Below are 17,953 nucleotides of genomic sequence, written 5' to 3' on the forward strand. Positions count from 1 at the left end.
TGGTGTTGCTATGAACCTATCCGGCGGTGTGCCGGAGGCAACGGGTCATCCCGCGGTCGTCTCGGCCGCGACCGGCGCACCGACGCGCACCCAGCCCGAGTCGCTCCGCGAGCTCTCCTCGACGGCGGCCAGCACGCGCTGCACGGACAACCCCTCGGCGAAAGACGGGTGCGGGTCGGCGCCCTCACTGATCGCGGTCACGAGGTCCACGACCTGGTGGCTGAACCCGTGTTCGTAGCCGAGCATGTGACCGGCCGGCCACCAGGCGGCGACGTACGGATGCTGCGCCTCGGTGACGAGGATCCGGGTGAAGCCCTGCGTGGTCTCGGGTGCGGTGCGGTCGTAGAACCACAGCGTGTTCAGGTCCTCGAGATCGAAGCGAAGGGCGCCCTTGTCGCCCGACACCTCGATCGAGAGGTCGTTCTTGCGTCCGGTGGCGAATCGCGTGGCCTCGAACGAGACGAGGGCGCCGGTGGACAGCCGCCCGGTGAAGAGGGCGACGTCGTCCACGGTCACCTCTCCCACCCCGTCTGCCGCGGTCCCGGACAGACCCGACCCGGATCCCTGCAGCGGACGCTGCTTCACGATCGTGTCGAGCACGCCCGACACCGCGGTCACGTCCAGGCCCGTCACGAACTGCGTCATGTCGATGATGTGGGCACCGATGTCCCCGAGCGCGCCCGAACCCGCGTGCTCCTTCTGCAAGCGCCAGGCCAGCGGCATCTCCGGGTCGACGAGCCAGTCCTGACGGTATGCCGCGCGCACGTGCGCGATCCTGCCGACCGCGCCCTGTGCGATCAGATCCCGCAGGAACGTCACCGCCGGGACGCGACGGTAGGTGAAGCCGACCATCGACCGGACGCCGCGCGCGGCGGCGCGGGCGGCCGCTTCCGCCATGGCCTCGGCCTCTTCGACGGTGTTCGCCAGCGGCTTCTCGCAGAGCACGTGCTTGCCCGCCTCCAATGCCGCGATCGCGATCTCTGCGTGCGAGTCGCCGGGCGTCACGATGTCGACGATGTCGATGTCGTCGCGGGCGATCACCTCGCGCCAGTCGGTCGCCGATTCGGCCCAGCCCCACTGGGCGGCAGCATCCGCCACCGCCTCGGCGTTGCGTCCGACGATCACCGCCATCTCCACGTCTTCCGGCAGGGAGAACACGTGCGGCGCCTGCCGCCACCCGACCGAGTGCGCGGCGCCCATGAACCCGTAGCCGATCATGGCCACCCGGAGCGTCATGCCAGCACCAGTTCCCGCTCCACCGGAACGCGGTTGGTCACATAGCGGCCAGGTCCGCCGTCTTCGCCCGGCATGATCTGCATGTAGAGCAGGCGCATGGTGAGCACGACCTCGACCGTGATCTTCTCGCCGGCTGCCGGCACATGGTCGAGGTGGATGAGCACGTCCGGACGGTCCGCGACGAACCAGAGGGTGTCGGACTGCTCGGGCAGCTCCTCCACCCGGTATTCGCGGCCGCCGAGAGCGAAGCGGATGTTCTCCGTCGGCACCGGAGCGCCGTCGACGGATGCCGCCACCTCGTCGACCGCCGAGAGCCAGAGGCTGCGGTACCAGGGCAGCTGCACCGAGACCGCCAGCCCGTCGTCGGTGCGCCGGACGTCCTTCTCGGAGAAGAGGGAGTTGTGAGTGGCCATGATGTCTCCTAGGCGAAGGTGTCGGTGAAGTGGTCGTGCGGCACCGGCGGAACGGGCTCGAGCTTCTGCACGGTCTCGGGGCTGTAGGGGTGATTCGTCTCCGGCACCGGCTGGTCTGCCGGCGGCATGAAGACGGGCTTGCCGTCGTCGCCGAAGTACATCAGGTCGAGGTCGAAGGCGCCCTGGTTCTTCTGGCCGAAGCTCACCCAGTTCTCCTCGAACGGGGCCCGGGCGAGCTCGTAGCAGCGGAACTTCCAGAACTTCCACTCGCCGTCCTGCTTCAGGAAGTCGATCGCGTACTTGCACCACACCCAGTGCGCCCAGACCTTCTTGCCGAGCACCTCGTCCGGGGAGTACATGTCGGGGAACGCCTCCGCGACCGTCGGGTCGGTCAGTCCCGACTCGGTACCGGCCATCAGCCACACGCCCTTGGCGGTCTGCCCGTCGCCGGCGACCTCGATGACCGGGGTCGTGGTGGCGTGGAGGATGAGCTTTCCGACCGGGGACGGCCGGTCGCGGTGGTAGCGCGTGACGCTCTCCCACGTGGTGTACTGCCCGGCGTTGGTGTACCGCGCGCGGATGCCCTCGGTACCCTCCTTCACCCAGAGCGGGATGATCTGCTCGTCCTGGAACGCGTTGTGCAGGTACATGTAGCGGTTGAACAGGTTCTCGACCTGGCCCCGGTCCTCCGCGCGCTGGGCGAGGCGCTGGGCGTCCTCGACCTGCTCACGGAGCCTGGCCACCTCGGCGGCCAGTCCGGCGATGGATGCGTCGACGACGGTGTCGGTCATGTCACTCCTTGTGATCGGCTCGTTCTCGGGCGTGTGCGATCAGGCCGGCTGGCTCTGCGCGACGGTCTCTTCGATGGCGCGCCGCATCAGCGTGTGCTGCTTCTTGACCAGATCGATCGGGTCGGACTCGCCGAGGTCGGAGAAGGCGTGCCCCTCCCACTCGCTCGAGAGGTAGCCCTGATAACCGCCCTCCACGAACTGCTTCACGATGCGCGGGATGTCCATCGCGGGCTCTTCGCCGTCGGCGCCGATGTCGTAGAACTTCGCGTGCACGTGGAAGATCTGCGGCATGATGTCGAGCCACTCCTCCGGCGGCACGAGCCCGTGCATGTTGAAGGCGAGGCGGGTGAAGGGACCGAACCGCAGGAAGTCGACTCCTTCGGCAGTGAGGTAGTCCTCGAACTTCTGGTTGCGCACGTGCATCGGCGTGGGCTCGTGCCAGATCTCGTCCATGACCGAGAAGTGCTTCTCGTCCATGCCCATCTGGCTGAGCGTGCGCAGCAGGGTCGGCGAGAGCGAGTGCATCGTCGACGAGAAGTCCGCGGTGAAGCCCAGGCGATCCGACTGCAGCTCGTCGTACATCTCGCGCATCTGCAGCACATGGGGGTCGTTCGGCCCGGAGGGCGCGTGGATCTCGTACCCGAGCTTCTGGTCGTACTTCTCGGCGAGCGGGAGGAGGCTGCGCAGCAGCTCCTTGCCGTGCGAGCGGATCACGACCCTCTTGAAGCCGAGGGTGTGCGCCGTCTTCAGCTGGCGCGCCAGGAAGTCGTGCTCCTCGTCGGGGGTCATGTCGCGGTCTTTGCGGCGCCCCATGTCGAGGTTGGTACCCACGGCGCTGGCTTCGAGCCCGTACTTCTCGAGCGAGTCGAACCAGAGCTTCACGAACGCGTCGTCGACGTCGGGGTATGTGCGCAGCAGCTGGGCGATGTTGAACTCGACGCCCGGGCCGATGCCCTCTTCGGCGACCGCGGCGATCAGTGTCTCGGGCGTATAGAGGCCCGCCGCGAACTCGCTCGTCATCGAATACAGCGTGGTGCCCAGCTTGATGCCGGTGCCGGCGATTCCGTCGCTCATGCGTGTGCTCCTTCGGTGTTGGGCAGCCAGGCTCCGAGCTGCGTACGGGCCTCGGCGAGGTCCGTGATCATCCGTGAACCGGCCGCCCCGGCGGCCGAGCGCTGCACGGCCTGCTCGCCCGCGATGATGTCGAACGGGGACTGCCAGTAGTTCCAGTGCCAGCCTTCGTACTCGCTGGAGATCGCCCCGTTGTACCCGTTCTCCACGAGCAGCTTCACGAGGTCGCGCACCGGGACCGATGGCTCTTCGCCGTTCTCGTCGATACCGAAGAACTTGCCGTGCACGTGCTTGATCCACGGCGCGATCGTGCGCCAGTCATCCACGCGCGCCGGGCCGAACAGGCCCGTGCCGTTGATGCCGAAGTCGATCCCGAGGTCGGGGCGACCGTGGCGCGCAGCGAGTCCGATGAATGAGCCGAAGCGCTGGCCGTGGTCGGCCTGATCGGCCGGCGGGCCCTGCTCGTAGTACGTGTTCCAGAGGTCGACGACCTGTCCGAGGAGCTCTTCGGACGCACCGCGGCGACGGTAGGCCTCGATCAGCGACGGGGCGAAGCCGCTGACGGTGGCGCCCCAGTCCATCGTGAAGCCGAGGAACGGCGAGCCGACCTTCTCGTAGCGGTCGCGCAGCGCGAGGATCCGCGGGTGCGAGGCGTATTGATCGGCGTGCACCTCGAGGGCGAGGGTGACCCCGTGTGCCTCGGCGATGGGGGCCAGAGCCTCCATCGAGTCCGGTTCGATCGAGATCTGCACGCGCGCGATCGGGAAGCCGAGCTTCGCGGCCGCCTTGATCTGCAGGGTCATGTACTCGATCAGCTCGTCCTGGTTCAGCAGGCGATCACGATGGATGCCGATGTCGGCGTTGACGGCGAGCGAGGTCGTCACGAGCCCGACTTCGTCGATCAGATCCCTGAACCAGCCCGCGTACGCATCGTCGATCGCGGGGAAGCCGCGGAAGCTGGAGAAGCCGATGATCTCGAGGCCCGGTCCGAACCCGTCCGCCGCCGTCTTGCGGATGAGTCCCTCGAGGTCGTACTCCCGGCCATGGAACGCTCTGGTGAAGCTGTACAGGGTCACGCCCTGGATCGGAGTGCCGAGCGCGGTCATGCCGCCACCGCCTTCATGGTCTTGGTGTTCTTCTCGTCGATGTGCAAGGTCTCGGTATCGGAGATGATGATGTACGGGATGTAGAGGGTGAGCCCGACCGTCACCTCGTGCTCAGCGTCCGGCTCGATGTCGAGGTCTCCCGAGAGCACGGCCGAATCCGTCGGGAACCACCACTCGTCGATGTTCGTGCGCAGCTCGTCGAACGTGAACTCAGCGCCGTTCATCTCCCAGCGCAGCGACTCCGCGGGGGCGGTCTTGCCGTCGATCGTCAGCTCCGCGCCGGCGATGCAGGACCCCGGCAGGGCCCGGTACCAGGGCAGCCGGACCTCGACCGCGGCACGCGGTCCGTCGGTCCTGAGCGTGCCCTGCTCGATGATGCGATCGGGGATCACAGTTGTCTCCTGACTACTTTGTCTTAGTTTCTACACTGTAATGTCTGAATCAGACAGAAGCAAGATCTGCGGTGATCTCATCGGCGATATGCCGTGCACCGCGGACGGCCAGCGCGACGCCCGTGAGCGTCGGGTTGCAGGCCGTGGCCGTCGGGATGACGCCGTTGCCTGCGACGAAGAGCCCGGGCGCTCCCCAGACTTCGCTGTCGGGCGAGCACACGCTCGCGCCGTCGTCGGCCCGACCCATGCGAACGGTGCCCTGATAGTGCAGCGACGCTCCGAGCGGCATCACGAACGGGCGGTCATCGAGGGGGTCGCCGATCGCCTTCCCCAGGCGCACGATCTCGGCCTTGGCCCGGTCGATCGTCGCATGGTCGCGGTCGCTCAGCGTGTAGTGCAGCTGCATCGCGGGCATCCCGTAACCGTCGACGTCGCCGTCCGAGAACGCCACGCGGTCCGAGGCCTGGAGGTCCTTCGCGCAGAACAGCCCCAGCCCCACGATCGAGCCCGGCGCCGCAGGGTCGTCGTCGGCGAGCTTCACCGGAGAGGCGTCGAGCTGCATGACCTGGCCGTGGAAGGGCATCTCGTCGGTGAACGGCACCCACGTCACCCCGGTGTATTCGCTCAGGCCGGTCTGCGGGACACCGTCCGCATCGACCGCGGGGGTGAAGTCGCGCATGCGCACGGCGAATACGATCTGCGCCTGGTCGTTGAGATACCGGCCGAGGGCATCGGGACGGATGCCGGAGGCCCAGAGCAGCTGCGGCGTCCGCAGCGCGTCGGCGGCGACCACGACGAAGCGCGCGCGCACGTCGCGCCGTTCTCCCGTGCGGACGTCCGTGACGACCACGCCGGCGGCCCGGCCGTCCTCGACCAGCACGCGGCTCACGAGGGACTCGTCGAACAGCGTGAAGTTCGGGTTGCCGCGGGTGATGTCTCCGAGAACGACATCCGAACCCGACCACACCAGCGGCCCGTCGTCGCGGCGATGCACCGCGAGCGGCATCCGCTGCACGCGCTCATCCGCATCCCGATGAGCGTCCTCCACCGCGGCGAGCCGCCCGCGCACGATCCCCGCATACGGCGACGAATCGAACGCGTCGGTGGTGACCCCGAGCAGTCGCTCCCCCTCCGAGAGCAGCTCGTCGAGCTCGCCCGACTCGTCGAGGAAGCCGATGCGCTCGCTGTCGTTCGGCCGGGGGCAGGCCCCCGTCCAGTGTGCGGCCATGCCTCCGACGTTGCTCGAGAACGCAGCGACCGGCAGACCGTCCTCGCCGTCCGCCTGATAGCCGGACTCGAGCAGGTAGGTGCCCGGGCGCGCGCGCCGCTGGGCGGACTTCACGATGCCGCCGACACGGTCGTCGTCCTCGCGAGCGTGCGGCCCCTCCGACCGGCGCTGAGCGTGGGCACGCTCGTCGGCGTCCGCGATGTTCTTCACGTGCGCCCCGGGCGGGTCCGACACGGTGGGGCCGACCTCGAACATCGCGATGGTCGCCGATGGCGCCCGCTCGCTCAGGATTCGGGCATAGGTCGCGCCGGCCGGGCCGCTGCCGACGATCGCGACGTCGACCTGCTCGGGGTATACGCGGGTGCTCATGCCGAGGCCGCCAGGGCCGCGATGTGCTTCACCGACTCCGCCGACGCCGTCTGCGGGTAGTACTCGAGCCCGATCGGGCCGGCGTAGCCGCTCGCACGAAGGATGCGAAGGCGCTCGGGCCAGTCGAGGTCGCCGGTACCGGGCTCACCTCGTCCGGGCGCGTCCGCGAGCTGCACGTACCTGATCAGGTCGCCGCCGTTGGCGAGCTCCGCTTCCATGTCCTCGCCCTCGACGGCCGAGTGGTAGATGTCGTACAGCACGCCGAAGAACGGCGAGTCGACGCCGCGCGCGACATAGACGCCCTCGCTCGTGCGGTCCAGGAGCGATCCGGGGTGATCGACCCGCACGTTGACGGGCTCGAGCACGAGCGTGATGCCCGAGCCGTCGATCTGCGCGATGGCCTTCTGGTAGATCTCGATGAGCTTGTCGAGCTGCACCTGGCGCTTCCAGCCGCCGAAGCCGGTTCCGCTGCCGACCACCACGCGGGGCGTCCCGAGGAAGTGCGCGATCTCGACGCCCTCGTCGAGCTTGCGGAAGAACTCCGAGTGATCCCACGGCGGGATCATGAACTGCGTGCGCGGCTCCGAAAGCTGCGCGGTGAGCTGCGTGCCGGTCTCTTCGAGCGCCGCCTTGAGAGCGGGAAGGTCCTTGGGCGTCGACGGCGCGTCGACCCCTGTCGGCCCCCACATCTCGACGGCGTCGAAGCCGGCGGCCGCCGCCGCGCGCACGCGGTCGTGGTAATCACCCGCTTCGGTGAAGAGGAGTTCGATGTTGGGTGCGAGCTGATACATGTGGTCTCCGTCGGAAGGTCGGAACAAGGTGGTCGTGGGCGGCATGCACCGGAACCCGCTGACGCGGGCACCTGCGCTCGACGATCCGGCCGCTCTCGAATCGAGTCGGATCCCGGCGGCTAGCCCTTCAGGCCGCCGGCGAAGCCCTGGATGAACTTCTTCTGGGCGGCCATGTAGAAGATCAGGATGGGGATCATCGAGATGATCACCACCGCGAAGATCTTGTTCCAGGCCGAGACGAGCCCGCCGACGTACGTGTACATCGCGACCGGCAGCGTCTGGGTGGTCGAGCCGCCGAGGAAGATCAGCGAGTTGAAGAAGTCGTTCCAGACGATCAGGCCCGCGAGGATCGCGACCGTGCCGGTCGCCGGGGCCATCAGCGGCAGCACCACGCGGAAGAACGCCTGCGTCGGTGAGGCCCCGTCGATCACGGCGGCCTCCTCGTACTCGGTCGTGAGCCCCCGGAAGAAGCTGGCATAGAGGAAGACGGAGAGCGGAAGCAGGATGCCGATCCACAGCAGGATCATTCCGAGGGCGTTGCCGGTGAGCCCGACGGTGCGCGCGCCGATGTACAGCGGAACGGTGCCGAGCTGCGCGGGCAGGATGATCGCGATGAGCACGAGGTAGAACGTGAGGTTCGTCCACGCCCGGGTGCGACGGGTGATCACGTACGCGGCGACCGAGCCGAAGAGCACGAGTCCGGCGATGGCGCCCGCGGTGATGATGGCGCTGTTCAGAATCGCCATCGGGATGCTGTCGCGCCCACCCGTGGTCAGCACCTCGATGAAGGCGCCGAAGTCGAGCGATGTGGTCGGAGCGACCGCACTGGTCGTGAACGCCTCCTGGTCGGACTTCAGGGCCGTGTTGATCAGGAAGTAGAAGGGCAGCAGGCCGATCAGCGCGACGATCCAGATGAGGACTTCGCGGAGTGCCGTGAGCTTGGTGTACCGGAACATGGGTCAGGCCTTTCGCGCGGCGTCGCGGTCGCGTGTCGCGTACTGCTGGAGGATGGCGAAGACGAGGATGATGACGGTCAGCACGAGGGCGAGCGCCGAGCCGAATCCGAACTGGCCGAGCGAGAACGCCTGTTTGTAGACCTGCGTGGCGAGAGTCTCGGTCGCCCCCGCCGGCCCTCCGCCGGTGAGCGCGAGGATCTGGTCGAAGATCCGCAGGCCCTGGATGATGCCGAGTGTCGACGCGATCGCGATCGAGGGGCGGATGCCGGGAACCGTCACGTGCCAGAAGCGCTTGAAGATCCCGGCGCCGTCCAATGCAGCCGCCTCTTCGAGCTCGACCGGCACCGACGCGAGACCGGCGAGGTAGATGACCATGACGAAGCCCGTCTGCTGCCAGACGACCGTGAGCAGGATCGCCCAGATCGACCACGTGGGGTCTGCGAGCCAGACCTTCTGCAGTTCAGGCAGTCCGATCGCCGCGAGGAACCCGTTGAGCGGCCCGTTGAACTGGAAGATGAACTTCCAGACATACGCGACCGCGAGCGGGCTCAGCACGACGGGCATGAAGAGGAGCGTGCGGAGGATGTAGCGGGTCTTGAGCGTGCGATTGATCGCGAGCGCGAACCCGAGGCCCAGGATGTTCGTGAGGATCACCGAGCCGAACGCGAGGAACAGCGTGTTCCAGACGGCGCCCACCAGGAGCGGGTCGTTGAAGATGCGCACGAAGTTGTCGAGTCCGACGAACTCCCAGTCGCCGAGGCCGGTCCAGTTCGTGAAGGCGAAGAAGCCGCCTGTCAGTGTCGCCGCGTAGTGCACGAAGACGACCATGATGATGGCCGGCAGCGCCCACCACCAATGGCCGAAGCTGATCAGCGGCTTGCGGCCGCGAGGACGCGGAGTGCGCCGCGCTCCGGGAGGCACGGTGAGTGTGCGAGTGGCATCCTTCTCGATCGTCACTGTCATCTGCTCTCTGACCTCGTCGTCACGCGCCCTTGTCGGCGCTTGAAAAGACCCTCCCACACTTGTGTCGAAAGCACACATTAGTATCAGCGATATCGGCTATAAGTGGTGCGGACGCCACCCTCCAGGCGTCGCGGAGAGGATGAATCCATGACCGATCCGCTCTGGCAGGACTTCCTCGAGCCACCCGACGAAGCACGCCCCCGCGCCTGGTGGCACTGGATGGACGGCAACGTCGACCCCGCCGGCGTGCGTCGCGACCTGCGCTGGCTGCACGCGGTCGGCGTGAGAGGGGTGCAGCTGTTCGACGGAGCCATGGGCGGTCCTCTCATCGTGCCGGCGGCGGTCCGGCCCGGATCGACGACCTGGCGCCGCGCGATCGCGTCGGCTGTCGAGACCGCGGATGAGCTGGGGATCGAACTCGCCGTCGCGACCTCGTCGGGATGGAGCGCCTCGGGCGGCCCGTGGGTCGCGCCCGCGGATGCGATGAAGAAGCTCGTGTGGTCCGAGACGCCCCTCGAGGGCGGCGGTCGTCGGATCGTCGGACTCGCGGCTCTGCCGGACGCCCCGGGCCTCTTTCAGGATTGCCGGCGCTGGGGCCTCGCCGCCGATGCGCCGCGATGGGCGACCGATTCCATCGTCCTCGCCGTGCCGGCGGACCCGGTCCACGTGGCGCACCGACCCGCGGAGGTGGTGGCATCCGCAATCCTTCCGGGAGCAGCCCCCGAGCGCGTGGAGGACTGGGGATGCCTCGTCGACGGCTCGTTCGACGGATCGGTGCTTCTTCCCCGCGATCCCGAAGCGACGTCGTCGGCGTGGGTCGAGCAGATCTTCGACGAGCCGGTGACGGTGCGCTCGGCAGTCGTCGGGCTGCCGGGGCCGCGCGGATTCGGCGCCGCCCCGCCCCCGAGCGCCGTGCTCGAGGCGAGCGACGACGGCGTGACGTATCGGGAGGTCGCCGCGCTGCCGGTCACGACCGTCCCGGCACGCACGGTGAGCTTCGCGGCGACGACCGCGCGGCGCTTCCGGCTGGTGTTGACCGGCGCGAGCGCGGCCGATGCGCTGCCGGCGCTGGACGACGGCGTGCAGGTTCCCCCCGTTCTGCGCCGCATGTCGAAGTTCGTCGTGTCCGAGTTCGCGTTGCGCGCAGCCGGCCGCGTGCATCACGCGGAGGTCAAGGCGGGGTTCGGCGTCGTGCCCGACTACTACGCCGTCGGCACCGATGCGCGCATCCGCGCAGGCTCCGTCGATCCGGACGCGATCGTCGACGTCACGTCTTCGGTCACCGACGGCGTCCTGCGGTGGGATGCTCCGCCCGGGCTCTGGACGATCCTGCGGCTCGGGGCGTCGCTCACGGGTCAGACCAACGGCCCCGCGTCGCCGGAGACCACCGGACTCGAGGTCGACAAGCTCGACGGGCCGCGGGTCTCGGCGTATCTGGACGAGCACCTCGCGCGCTTCGGCGCGGATGAGGGCTTCGCCGCACTCCTCAGCGACAGCATCGAGGCCGGTCCGCAGAACTGGACGGACGCATTGTTCGCCCGCTTCGCCGATGCGAGGGGCTACGACCCGCTCCCCTGGCTTCCGGCTCTCGCCGGCTTCATCGTGCGCACCGCGTCGGACTCCGATCGGTTCCTCTACGACTACCGCCGCACGATCTCCGAACTGCTCGCGAGCGAGTACTACGGCACACTGGCGGCCGCGGCCCACGCGCGCGGCATGGTGTACTACGCCGAAGCGCTCGAAGATCAGCGCCCGCAGCTCGGCGACGACCTCGCGATGCGCGCGCACGCCGATGTGCCGATGGGCGCGATGTGGACCTTCCTGCCCGAGCACGGGCCGCGCCCCACGTATGTCGCCGACCTCAAGGGCGCGGCATCCGTCGCCCATGTCCATGGCAAGGCGTGGACCGGCGCGGAGGCGTTCACGAGCTTCGATCGTCCCTGGTCGTCGACTCCTCGGAGCCTCAAGCACGTCGCCGATCTTCAGCTCGCGCTGGGCGTGACGCGGTTCTGCATCCACACTTCGCCGCACCAGCCGCTCGCCGCGCCCCCGCCTGGCATCGCGCTCGCGCCGTTCCTCGGGCAGGCCTTCACCGTCAACGAGACATGGGCCGGCGACGCCGGTCCATGGATCGACTACCTGGGACGCTGCTCGGCCGTTCTCTCGTCGGGTGAACCCGCCGTGGACATCGCGTACTTCGTCGGCGAGGAGGCGCCGGTCACCGCGCTGTTCGGAGGGCGGTTCGACGACGCGGTTCCCGTGAAGGTCGACTTCGACTACGTGGGCACGGACGGCCTCGCGCTGCTCAGCATGGAGAACGACCGGCTGGCCTCGGCCGGGGCGCGGTATCGACTCCTCTATCTCGGCGGATCGAGCGATCACATGACGATCGCAACCCTGCGGCACGTCGAGCGGCTGCTGGACGCGGGGGCGACGGTCGTGGGCGTCCGCCCGGACAGATCGCCGTCGCTCGCCGATGACGAGGTCGAGTTCGCACGACTGTGCGATCGGGTGTGGACTCTGCCCCGTGCGCGTGGGCGCGTGCTGCCGACCCGCGACCTCGGCACCGCGCTGACGGAGCTCGGCGTGCATCCCGCGATCGGACTGGAGGACGCGGAGGTGCGACGCATCGCGCGCATCGTCGGCGGCCGCCGCATCATGTTCGTGGCGAATCCGGACGACCGCGAGCGGACGTTCGTCGCGACGAGCCAGGTCGGTCTCTCGGCGTGGGACCCGGTGACCGTGCAGACGGGGCACCTGGAGCCGCTCGTGCCATCGGGCGGAGGCGAGCGGCGATACGCGGTGCGGCTCCCCGCGTTCGGATCGCTGTTCCTCGTGGAGGATCACGGCGCAGGCCCCCGGAGGGTCGATCTCGTCGACGTGCCGGTGCGGGGCGACTGGACGCTCGAGCTCCCCGATACGGCACCGCTCACGCTCGGACCAGAACCGCGATTGTGGACGGATGCCGACTCCGTCGCCGCGGGATTCTCGGGCACCGCCACGTACCGGGTCACCACGAAGCTCCACCTGCCCGCAGACGCCACACGCGTGCTCCTGGACCTCGGCGACACCTTCGACCTGGCTCGCGTCAGGGTGAACGGAGTGGACTGCGGCGTCGCCTGGACGCCGCCGTTCCGCGTCGACGTGAGCGGCGCCATCCGCACGGGAACGAACGAGATCGAGGTGCACGTCACCAACCCGTGGCGCAACCGGCTCATCGCCGAGTCGGCCGCGCCGAGCGGTGAGATCTCCACGCCGATGACGCGGGTCTTCGAGCCCACCGCGCGCCACTCGCCGGCCGGGCTGGCGGGACCGGTGCGAATCGTCGCCGAGCGGCCGCAGCACCCGTCCTCGTCCTGAGGCGTGTGATCGACGGCGAGTGCGCTCGAACAGCTCCCAAAAGGGGATCAGCGAGCCAATTGCCGCGCATAAGCATTACTAATGTCAGAAATCTACATATCATGCGAGGCTTGAGGTGCGGCCCCGAGGCCGAGCCAGCGTCCCGATGCTGGCGACAACGACGTCATGAAAGGGTAGAAATGCCACAGCACTCACGCATTCGGCACCTCCGGTGGTCGCTCCTCGCGATCCCTGCGGCGGGTGCACTCGTCCTCGCCGGCTGTTCCGGCTCCACCGACGGCGGCGACAGCTCAGCCGATCCGGACACCGTCGGATTCAGCCTCATGGTCGCCCAGGCGAACGACGCCGACGACTTCTACGCCCAGACCGCACAGAAGTACACCGAAGAGACCGGCGTGCCGATCGAAGTCATCCCCTACCCGTCGGATGCCTACAACACCCAGGTCACGACCCAGCTTCAGGCAGGCAACGCGGCCGACATGATGGTCCTCGCGCCCGGCACCGGGCAGCCGATCTCGGTCATCACTCTCGCCGACGCGGGCTTCCTCGAGCCGCTCGACGACACCTCCGCCGGCCTGCTGCCTGCCGGCAGCGAGGCGGAGTTCCAGATCGACGGGAAGACGTACGCCCAGCCGACCGCGCTCACCCCCGTCGGGATGGTGTTCAACGTGACCGCGGCCGACGAGGCAGGCGTCACCGAGTATCCCTCGACGTACGAAGACCTCCTGGCCGCGTGCGCTGACGCGCGGGACGCGGGCAAGTCGTTCACCGTTCTCGCCGGCGGCGTCTCGTTCAACACCGGGCTCATCTCGATGCTGATCTCGGCGACCCGCGTGTACGCCCAGACGCCGGACTGGAACGAGCAGCGCGCAGCCGGCGACGTCACGTTCGCCGACAGCGGCTGGAAGGACGTCCTCGACGACATCGTCGAGATGAACGACAAGGGCTGCTTCCAGGATGGCGCCGCGGGCGGCACGTTCGACTCGATCACCCAGGGGATGGGAGGCGGGACCTCTCTGACGGCCGCCGTCCCCGGCAGCGCCGCCGCCTCGATCGGCGACGCCACCGGCGCCGAGCTCAACGTGCAGGCGTTCCCGCCCGCCGACGGCGAGAAGGCCTTCACCGTCACGGGCGCCAACTACGCGTGGGGGATCAACGCCGCGTCGGACGACGCCGTGAAGGCGTCCGCGCAGGCCTTCCTCGACTGGGTCGCCCAGCCGGAGAACGCCCAGGCGTACGCCGACCTCTCGGGTTCGGTGCCGATCACGGGCATCGACTCCGAAACGCTCCTTCCGGAGTACGCGCCGATCGGCGACCTGCTCGAGTCGGGCGCCTACACGGGTCTGCCGAACGCCAGCTGGCCGAACCCCGCCGTCTACGACGCGCTCGGCGTCGGAGTGCAGGGCCTCTTGACCGGTCAGAAGACGGTCGACCAGGTGCTCGCCGACATGGACGCGGCGTGGGGCAACTGACTCCCTGAATCCGCAGTGAACGATGCCGCCCGGGGCCCTGCGCCCCGGGCGGCATCGTCATGATCCCCGACCGAGTCTCAGCCGTGCGCGGCCCCGCATGTCGCCCCCCCCCGAAGGAGCACCAGATGAACCGATCCGCCCGCGTGCAGCGGCTGCTCGCCGAGATGACCCCGGCCGAGAAGCTCGGCCAGCTGCAGATCGTATTCCGTCCGCGGCACGACGATGCCGCGGAGCTCATCCGCGAGGGTCTCGGCTCGATCTTCTGGCCCCGGTCGGCGGCGGCGACCAACGCGCTGCAGCGGGTCGCCGTGGAAGAGACGCGCCTCGGCATCCCCGTGCTGGTCGGGCTCGACGTCATCCACGGGCAGCGCACGATCGCGCCCGTCCCGCTCGCGCAGGCCGCGAGCTTCGACCCTTCGCTCGTCGAGGAGCTCGCCGCGCTCGCGGCTGCCGAAGCACGCTCGGGCGGCGTCACGTGGACCTTCTCCCCCATGGTCGACGTCTCCCGCGATCCGCGCTGGGGCCGCGTGGTCGAGGGGTTCGGCGAGGACGTCCACCTCACCTCTGTCATGGGCCGCGCGATGGTGCGCGGCTACCAGGGCGACGACCTCGCCGGCCGACACGCGATCGCCGCGACCGCGAAGCACTTCGTCGCCTACGGGCAACCCGAGGGTGGCCGCGACTACAACGCGGTCGACGTGTCGGAGCACCGGCTGCGCAACATCTATCTCGAGCCCTTCCGCGCGGTCGTCGACGAGGGCGCGGCCGCGGTCATGGCGTCGTTCAGCACCGTCGCCGGTGTGCCGATGCACGCCAACCGGCGGCTGATGACCGGGGTGCTCAAGGACGAGTGGGGGTTCCCCGGCGTCGTCGTGGGCGATGCCGAGGGCGTGCGCAACCTGCTTCCGCACGGCATCGCCGAGGATCTGACGGATGCCGCGTCCCAGGCGTTCCGCGCCGGGCTCGACGTCGAGATGGGCGGCGCCCCTTCGGAGGTCGCCGACGCCCTGCTCTCGGCGATCGACCCCGCGCGCCTCGACGACGCCGTCGCCCGCGTGCTCGCACTGAAGGAGTCGCTCGGTCTCTTCGACTCTCCGTACGCGAGCGAGACGGACGAGCTCACTGCCCCGACCGACGCGGGGCGGGCGCTCGTGCGGCGCGCCGCCGCCCGGTCGTCGGTGCTGCTCAAGAACGACGGGACGCTGCCGCTCGGCGCACGCGCCCGCGTGCTGCTGACGGGCCCTTACGCCGACTCAACCGATCACCTCGGCGCCTGGACACAGTCCTTCGGCGCGGACGCAGAGACCATCGCCGGTGCGTTCGTCGCACGACGACCCGACGTCGAGGTGCGAGTCGTGCCCGGCGTCGACTTCCTCGGCGAGGACGCATCCGGCATCCCGGCCGCCGTCGCGGCCGCGCGGGCCAGCGACGTCGTGGTGGTGCTCGTCGGCGAGCCCAGCGCGCTGTCGGGCGAGGCCGCCTCCCGCAGCGACCTGCGCCTGCCGGGACGGCAGGAGCAGCTGATCCGCGAGATCGCCGGCACCGGCATCCCGTTCGTCGTCGTCTTCGAAACCGGTCGCCCGCTCGTCGTGTCGGACTGGATCGACCTCGCGGAGACGGTCGTCGTCGCGTGGCACGGCGGTACCGAGGCCGCGGCGGCGATCGTCGACGTGCTCCTGGGCGACGTCGATCCCGCCGGACGCCTGCCGATGTCGTGGCCGCGATCCGTCGGCCAGATCCCGATCCACTACGCGCACGAGAACACCGGTCGCCCCGCGACGACGGGCGGATCGCTCAGCGCCGAGACCGCCGACATCGGCCTGCACGGCCCGGCCAACGTCGCCGACAAGTACACCTCGAAGTACCTCGACCTCGAGCTCGGGCCGGAGTTCCCCTTCGGCCACGGTTCGGGCTATGCGACCTTCGCGCACGCTCCGGCGACACTGTCGGCTTCCTCGATCAGCGGCGCCGAACTCGACGGCGGCGCGACGCTGTCACTGTCGCTCGAGGTCGCCAACACGTCGGCGCGCACCGGCGACGAGGTCGTCCAGGTCTACGTCGAGGATGTCGTCGCGAGCGTCGCTCCTCCGGTCCGCAGGCTCGTCGCGTTCGAGCGCCGGACCATCGAGCCCGGCCGCACCACGCAGTTCGAGTTCGAGATCGGCCGCGATCAGCTCGGCTTCTGGGCTGTGGATGCTGCGCCCCCGGCGTTCGTCGTGGAGCCCGGCCTCTTCCGCCTGCACCTCGGTGCAACGCTCGCCTCGACCCAGGCCGTCGACCTGCGGGTCGTCTGACTCAGCGCAGGGGCCGGTACCGGAAGTCGCGGAACCGCACCGTCCCCGCGCCGGCCGCGTAGAGCGCCGGGCGCAGGCTCAGCAGGTCGCCCATGGTGTTGGCGTGGTACCCCGATGTCTCGTAGCGGATCGCGTGACGCACCCACTCCCCGCCGGGCTCGCGGTACCAGCCCGTCACGATGTGCTGGTCGTTGCGGATCCGCAGCTGCAGACGACGCACGGCGGGCGCCGGCTCCCGCCAGTGCGTGACGTGGCCGCCCGAGTAGCTCCGCATCCGTTCCCCGTCGATCCCCATCCCGCAGAACAGCCGGTCGTTGAAGAAGAGCAGCAGCCCGCCCTCGGCCCCGTCGATCTCGACGTCGACCTCGACCTCGTACGAGTGGTCGCCGACGATGAGTGCGAGCGGCGACGTGTCGCCCGGCCCCGTTCCCTTCCCCGCGAGCACCACGCCGTCGTCGAGCGTCAGACGCGCGGCCTCGCCGGGCGAAGGGGCATGGAAGGTCCACCGCTCACCGAGACGCAGGTCGGCGAAGTCGTCGTCGAACCCCCGGGACGGGGACGGGACGGATGCCTCGGCCGGGGCATCCAGCTCGCCCCCGATGTCGTCCAGCGCGGCGACCGGCCAGCCGTCCTCGGTCCACGCGATGGGCTCGAGCAGGATCTGGCGACCGAGCGTGCGGTAGCCGTTCTCGTAGCCGTGCGAGACCATCCACCAGCTGCCCTCGCCGGTCGAGAGGATCGTCGCGTGTCCGCGCGACCACCATTTCTCCGAGGCATCCTCCGTGCGGGCGACGGGGTTGTGCGGACTGTTCTCCCACGGCCCGTGGACCGAACGGGACCGCGCGACGATGACCATGTGCCCGGTCGGCGGCCCGCCTGTGCCGCCGACGGCGCTCACGAGGTAGAACCATTCGCCCCGCCGGAAGAGCTTGGGTCCCTCCAGTGCGTACGCCTCGGTGATCCACTCGTCGGGGTAGTGCCAGCCGTCGTAGACCTGCTCCAGCTCGCCGACGGTGGCCAGGCCGTCGACGGTGAGACCGATGCGGCGGATGCCGTTGACGAAGAGGTAACGCTTGCCGTCCTCGCCGACGACATGGCCCGGGTCGATCGCCCACCGGATGCCCAGGTCGATCGGGTCCGACCACGGGCCTTCCATCGAGTCGGCGTGGATGACGAAGATCGCCGGCGCGTCGAGTTCCGACCACGGCGCGGGGATGAACGGGATGTAGATGAAGAACCGCCCGCCCACTTCCGCGATGTCGACCGCGAAGGTGCTGCCGAGCGGCTCGGCGAGCGCTGAGCCCGCGTAACTCCAGTTCACGAGGTCGGGCGACCGGTAGAGCAAGAGGCCCGGCGCCGACTCGAACGACGAGTACGTCATCCAGTACTCGTCGCTGACCTTGATGACGGCCGGGTCGGGGCGGTCTCCGCCGAGGACGGGGTTGACGAAGGTGGGCCGGTCAGCCATGGGTCGCACTCCTCGCCATACGCGCCCGCGCTATCACGGGGGT

Annotated in this window: 14 protein-coding genes; 3 read left to right on the forward strand and 11 right to left on the reverse strand. The window is 69.2% G+C overall.

Annotated elements, in window-relative coordinates; genetic code table 11:
* Positions 1-45: 45 nt before the first annotated feature.
* The 10 genes from Q9R33_RS17305 to Q9R33_RS17350 all read right to left on the reverse strand — a co-directional run bounded on the left by Q9R33_RS17305 (position 46) and on the right by Q9R33_RS17350 (position 9,316).
* Positions 46-1,236: a Gfo/Idh/MocA family protein gene (locus Q9R33_RS17305; protein ID WP_200919416.1), complete on the reverse strand. Its 1,191-nt coding sequence runs from the start codon at positions 1,234-1,236 to the stop codon at positions 46-48.
* Positions 1,233-1,649 (reverse strand): DUF6379 domain-containing protein, encoded by a 417-nt coding sequence (locus Q9R33_RS17310; RefSeq protein WP_056366346.1) that lies wholly within the window; start codon positions 1,647-1,649, stop codon positions 1,233-1,235. The genes Q9R33_RS17305 and Q9R33_RS17310 overlap by 4 nt, the downstream gene beginning before the upstream one ends.
* An 8-nt stretch (positions 1,650-1,657) precedes the next feature.
* Entirely contained in the window at positions 1,658-2,440 is a 783-nt protein-coding gene (locus Q9R33_RS17315; protein ID WP_056366344.1) for a nuclear transport factor 2 family protein, read from the reverse strand.
* A gap of 39 nt (positions 2,441-2,479) precedes the next feature.
* Positions 2,480-3,514 carry a sugar phosphate isomerase/epimerase gene (locus Q9R33_RS17320; RefSeq protein ID WP_056366341.1) on the reverse strand — a complete coding sequence of 345 codons (1,035 nt, stop codon included), beginning with the start codon at positions 3,512-3,514 and terminating at the stop codon, positions 2,480-2,482.
* A complete protein-coding gene (locus tag Q9R33_RS17325; protein ID WP_311294519.1) occupies positions 3,511-4,617 on the reverse strand; it encodes a TIM barrel protein in 1,107 nt (368 codons plus the stop codon). The genes Q9R33_RS17320 and Q9R33_RS17325 overlap by 4 nt, the downstream gene beginning before the upstream one ends.
* Complete coding sequence (locus tag Q9R33_RS17330; protein ID WP_056366336.1) at positions 4,614-5,009, reverse strand: DUF6379 domain-containing protein; 396 nt, start codon at positions 5,007-5,009, stop codon at positions 4,614-4,616. Before Q9R33_RS17330 ends, Q9R33_RS17325 begins: the two co-directional genes overlap by 4 nt.
* Before the next feature lie 49 nt (positions 5,010-5,058).
* A complete protein-coding gene (locus tag Q9R33_RS17335) occupies positions 5,059-6,606 on the reverse strand; it encodes a GMC oxidoreductase (protein WP_056366327.1) in 1,548 nt (515 codons plus the stop codon).
* Positions 6,603-7,397: a TIM barrel protein gene (locus Q9R33_RS17340; protein WP_056366322.1), complete on the reverse strand. Its 795-nt coding sequence runs from the start codon at positions 7,395-7,397 to the stop codon at positions 6,603-6,605. The genes Q9R33_RS17335 and Q9R33_RS17340 overlap by 4 nt, the downstream gene beginning before the upstream one ends.
* Before the next feature lie 119 nt (positions 7,398-7,516).
* A complete protein-coding gene (locus Q9R33_RS17345) occupies positions 7,517-8,353 on the reverse strand; it encodes a carbohydrate ABC transporter permease (protein WP_056366318.1) in 837 nt (278 codons plus the stop codon).
* A 3-nt stretch (positions 8,354-8,356) separates the two neighbouring features.
* Positions 8,357-9,316 carry a carbohydrate ABC transporter permease gene (locus tag Q9R33_RS17350; protein ID WP_056366316.1) on the reverse strand — a complete coding sequence of 320 codons (960 nt, stop codon included), beginning with the start codon at positions 9,314-9,316 and terminating at the stop codon, positions 8,357-8,359.
* Positions 9,317-9,463: 147 nt separating this feature from the next.
* On the opposite strand from Q9R33_RS17350, the gene Q9R33_RS17355 reads away from it, so the two are divergent.
* The 3 genes from Q9R33_RS17355 (at position 9,464) to Q9R33_RS17365 (ending at position 16,442) form a co-directional block, all read left to right on the forward strand.
* Positions 9,464-12,676, forward strand: coding sequence for a glycosyl hydrolase (locus Q9R33_RS17355; RefSeq protein ID WP_311294520.1), 3,213 nt, complete (start codon positions 9,464-9,466; stop codon positions 12,674-12,676).
* A gap of 179 nt (positions 12,677-12,855) precedes the next feature.
* Positions 12,856-14,148 carry an ABC transporter substrate-binding protein gene (locus Q9R33_RS17360; RefSeq protein WP_311294521.1) on the forward strand — a complete coding sequence of 431 codons (1,293 nt, stop codon included), beginning with the start codon at positions 12,856-12,858 and terminating at the stop codon, positions 14,146-14,148.
* A 125-nt stretch (positions 14,149-14,273) separates the two neighbouring features.
* On the forward strand, positions 14,274-16,442 hold the full coding sequence (locus Q9R33_RS17365; RefSeq protein ID WP_311294522.1) for a glycoside hydrolase family 3 N-terminal domain-containing protein: 2,169 nt from the start codon (positions 14,274-14,276) through the stop codon (positions 16,440-16,442).
* A gap of 1 nt (position 16,443) precedes the next feature.
* On the opposite strand, the gene Q9R33_RS17370 is transcribed toward Q9R33_RS17365, so the two are convergent.
* Positions 16,444-17,910 carry a family 43 glycosylhydrolase gene (locus Q9R33_RS17370; RefSeq protein ID WP_311294523.1) on the reverse strand — a complete coding sequence of 489 codons (1,467 nt, stop codon included), beginning with the start codon at positions 17,908-17,910 and terminating at the stop codon, positions 16,444-16,446.
* Positions 17,911-17,953: the final 43 nt, after the last annotated feature.

Source organism: Microbacterium sp. PRC9 (assembly GCF_031844125.1).
Lineage (GTDB): Bacteria > Actinomycetota > Actinomycetes > Actinomycetales > Microbacteriaceae > Microbacterium.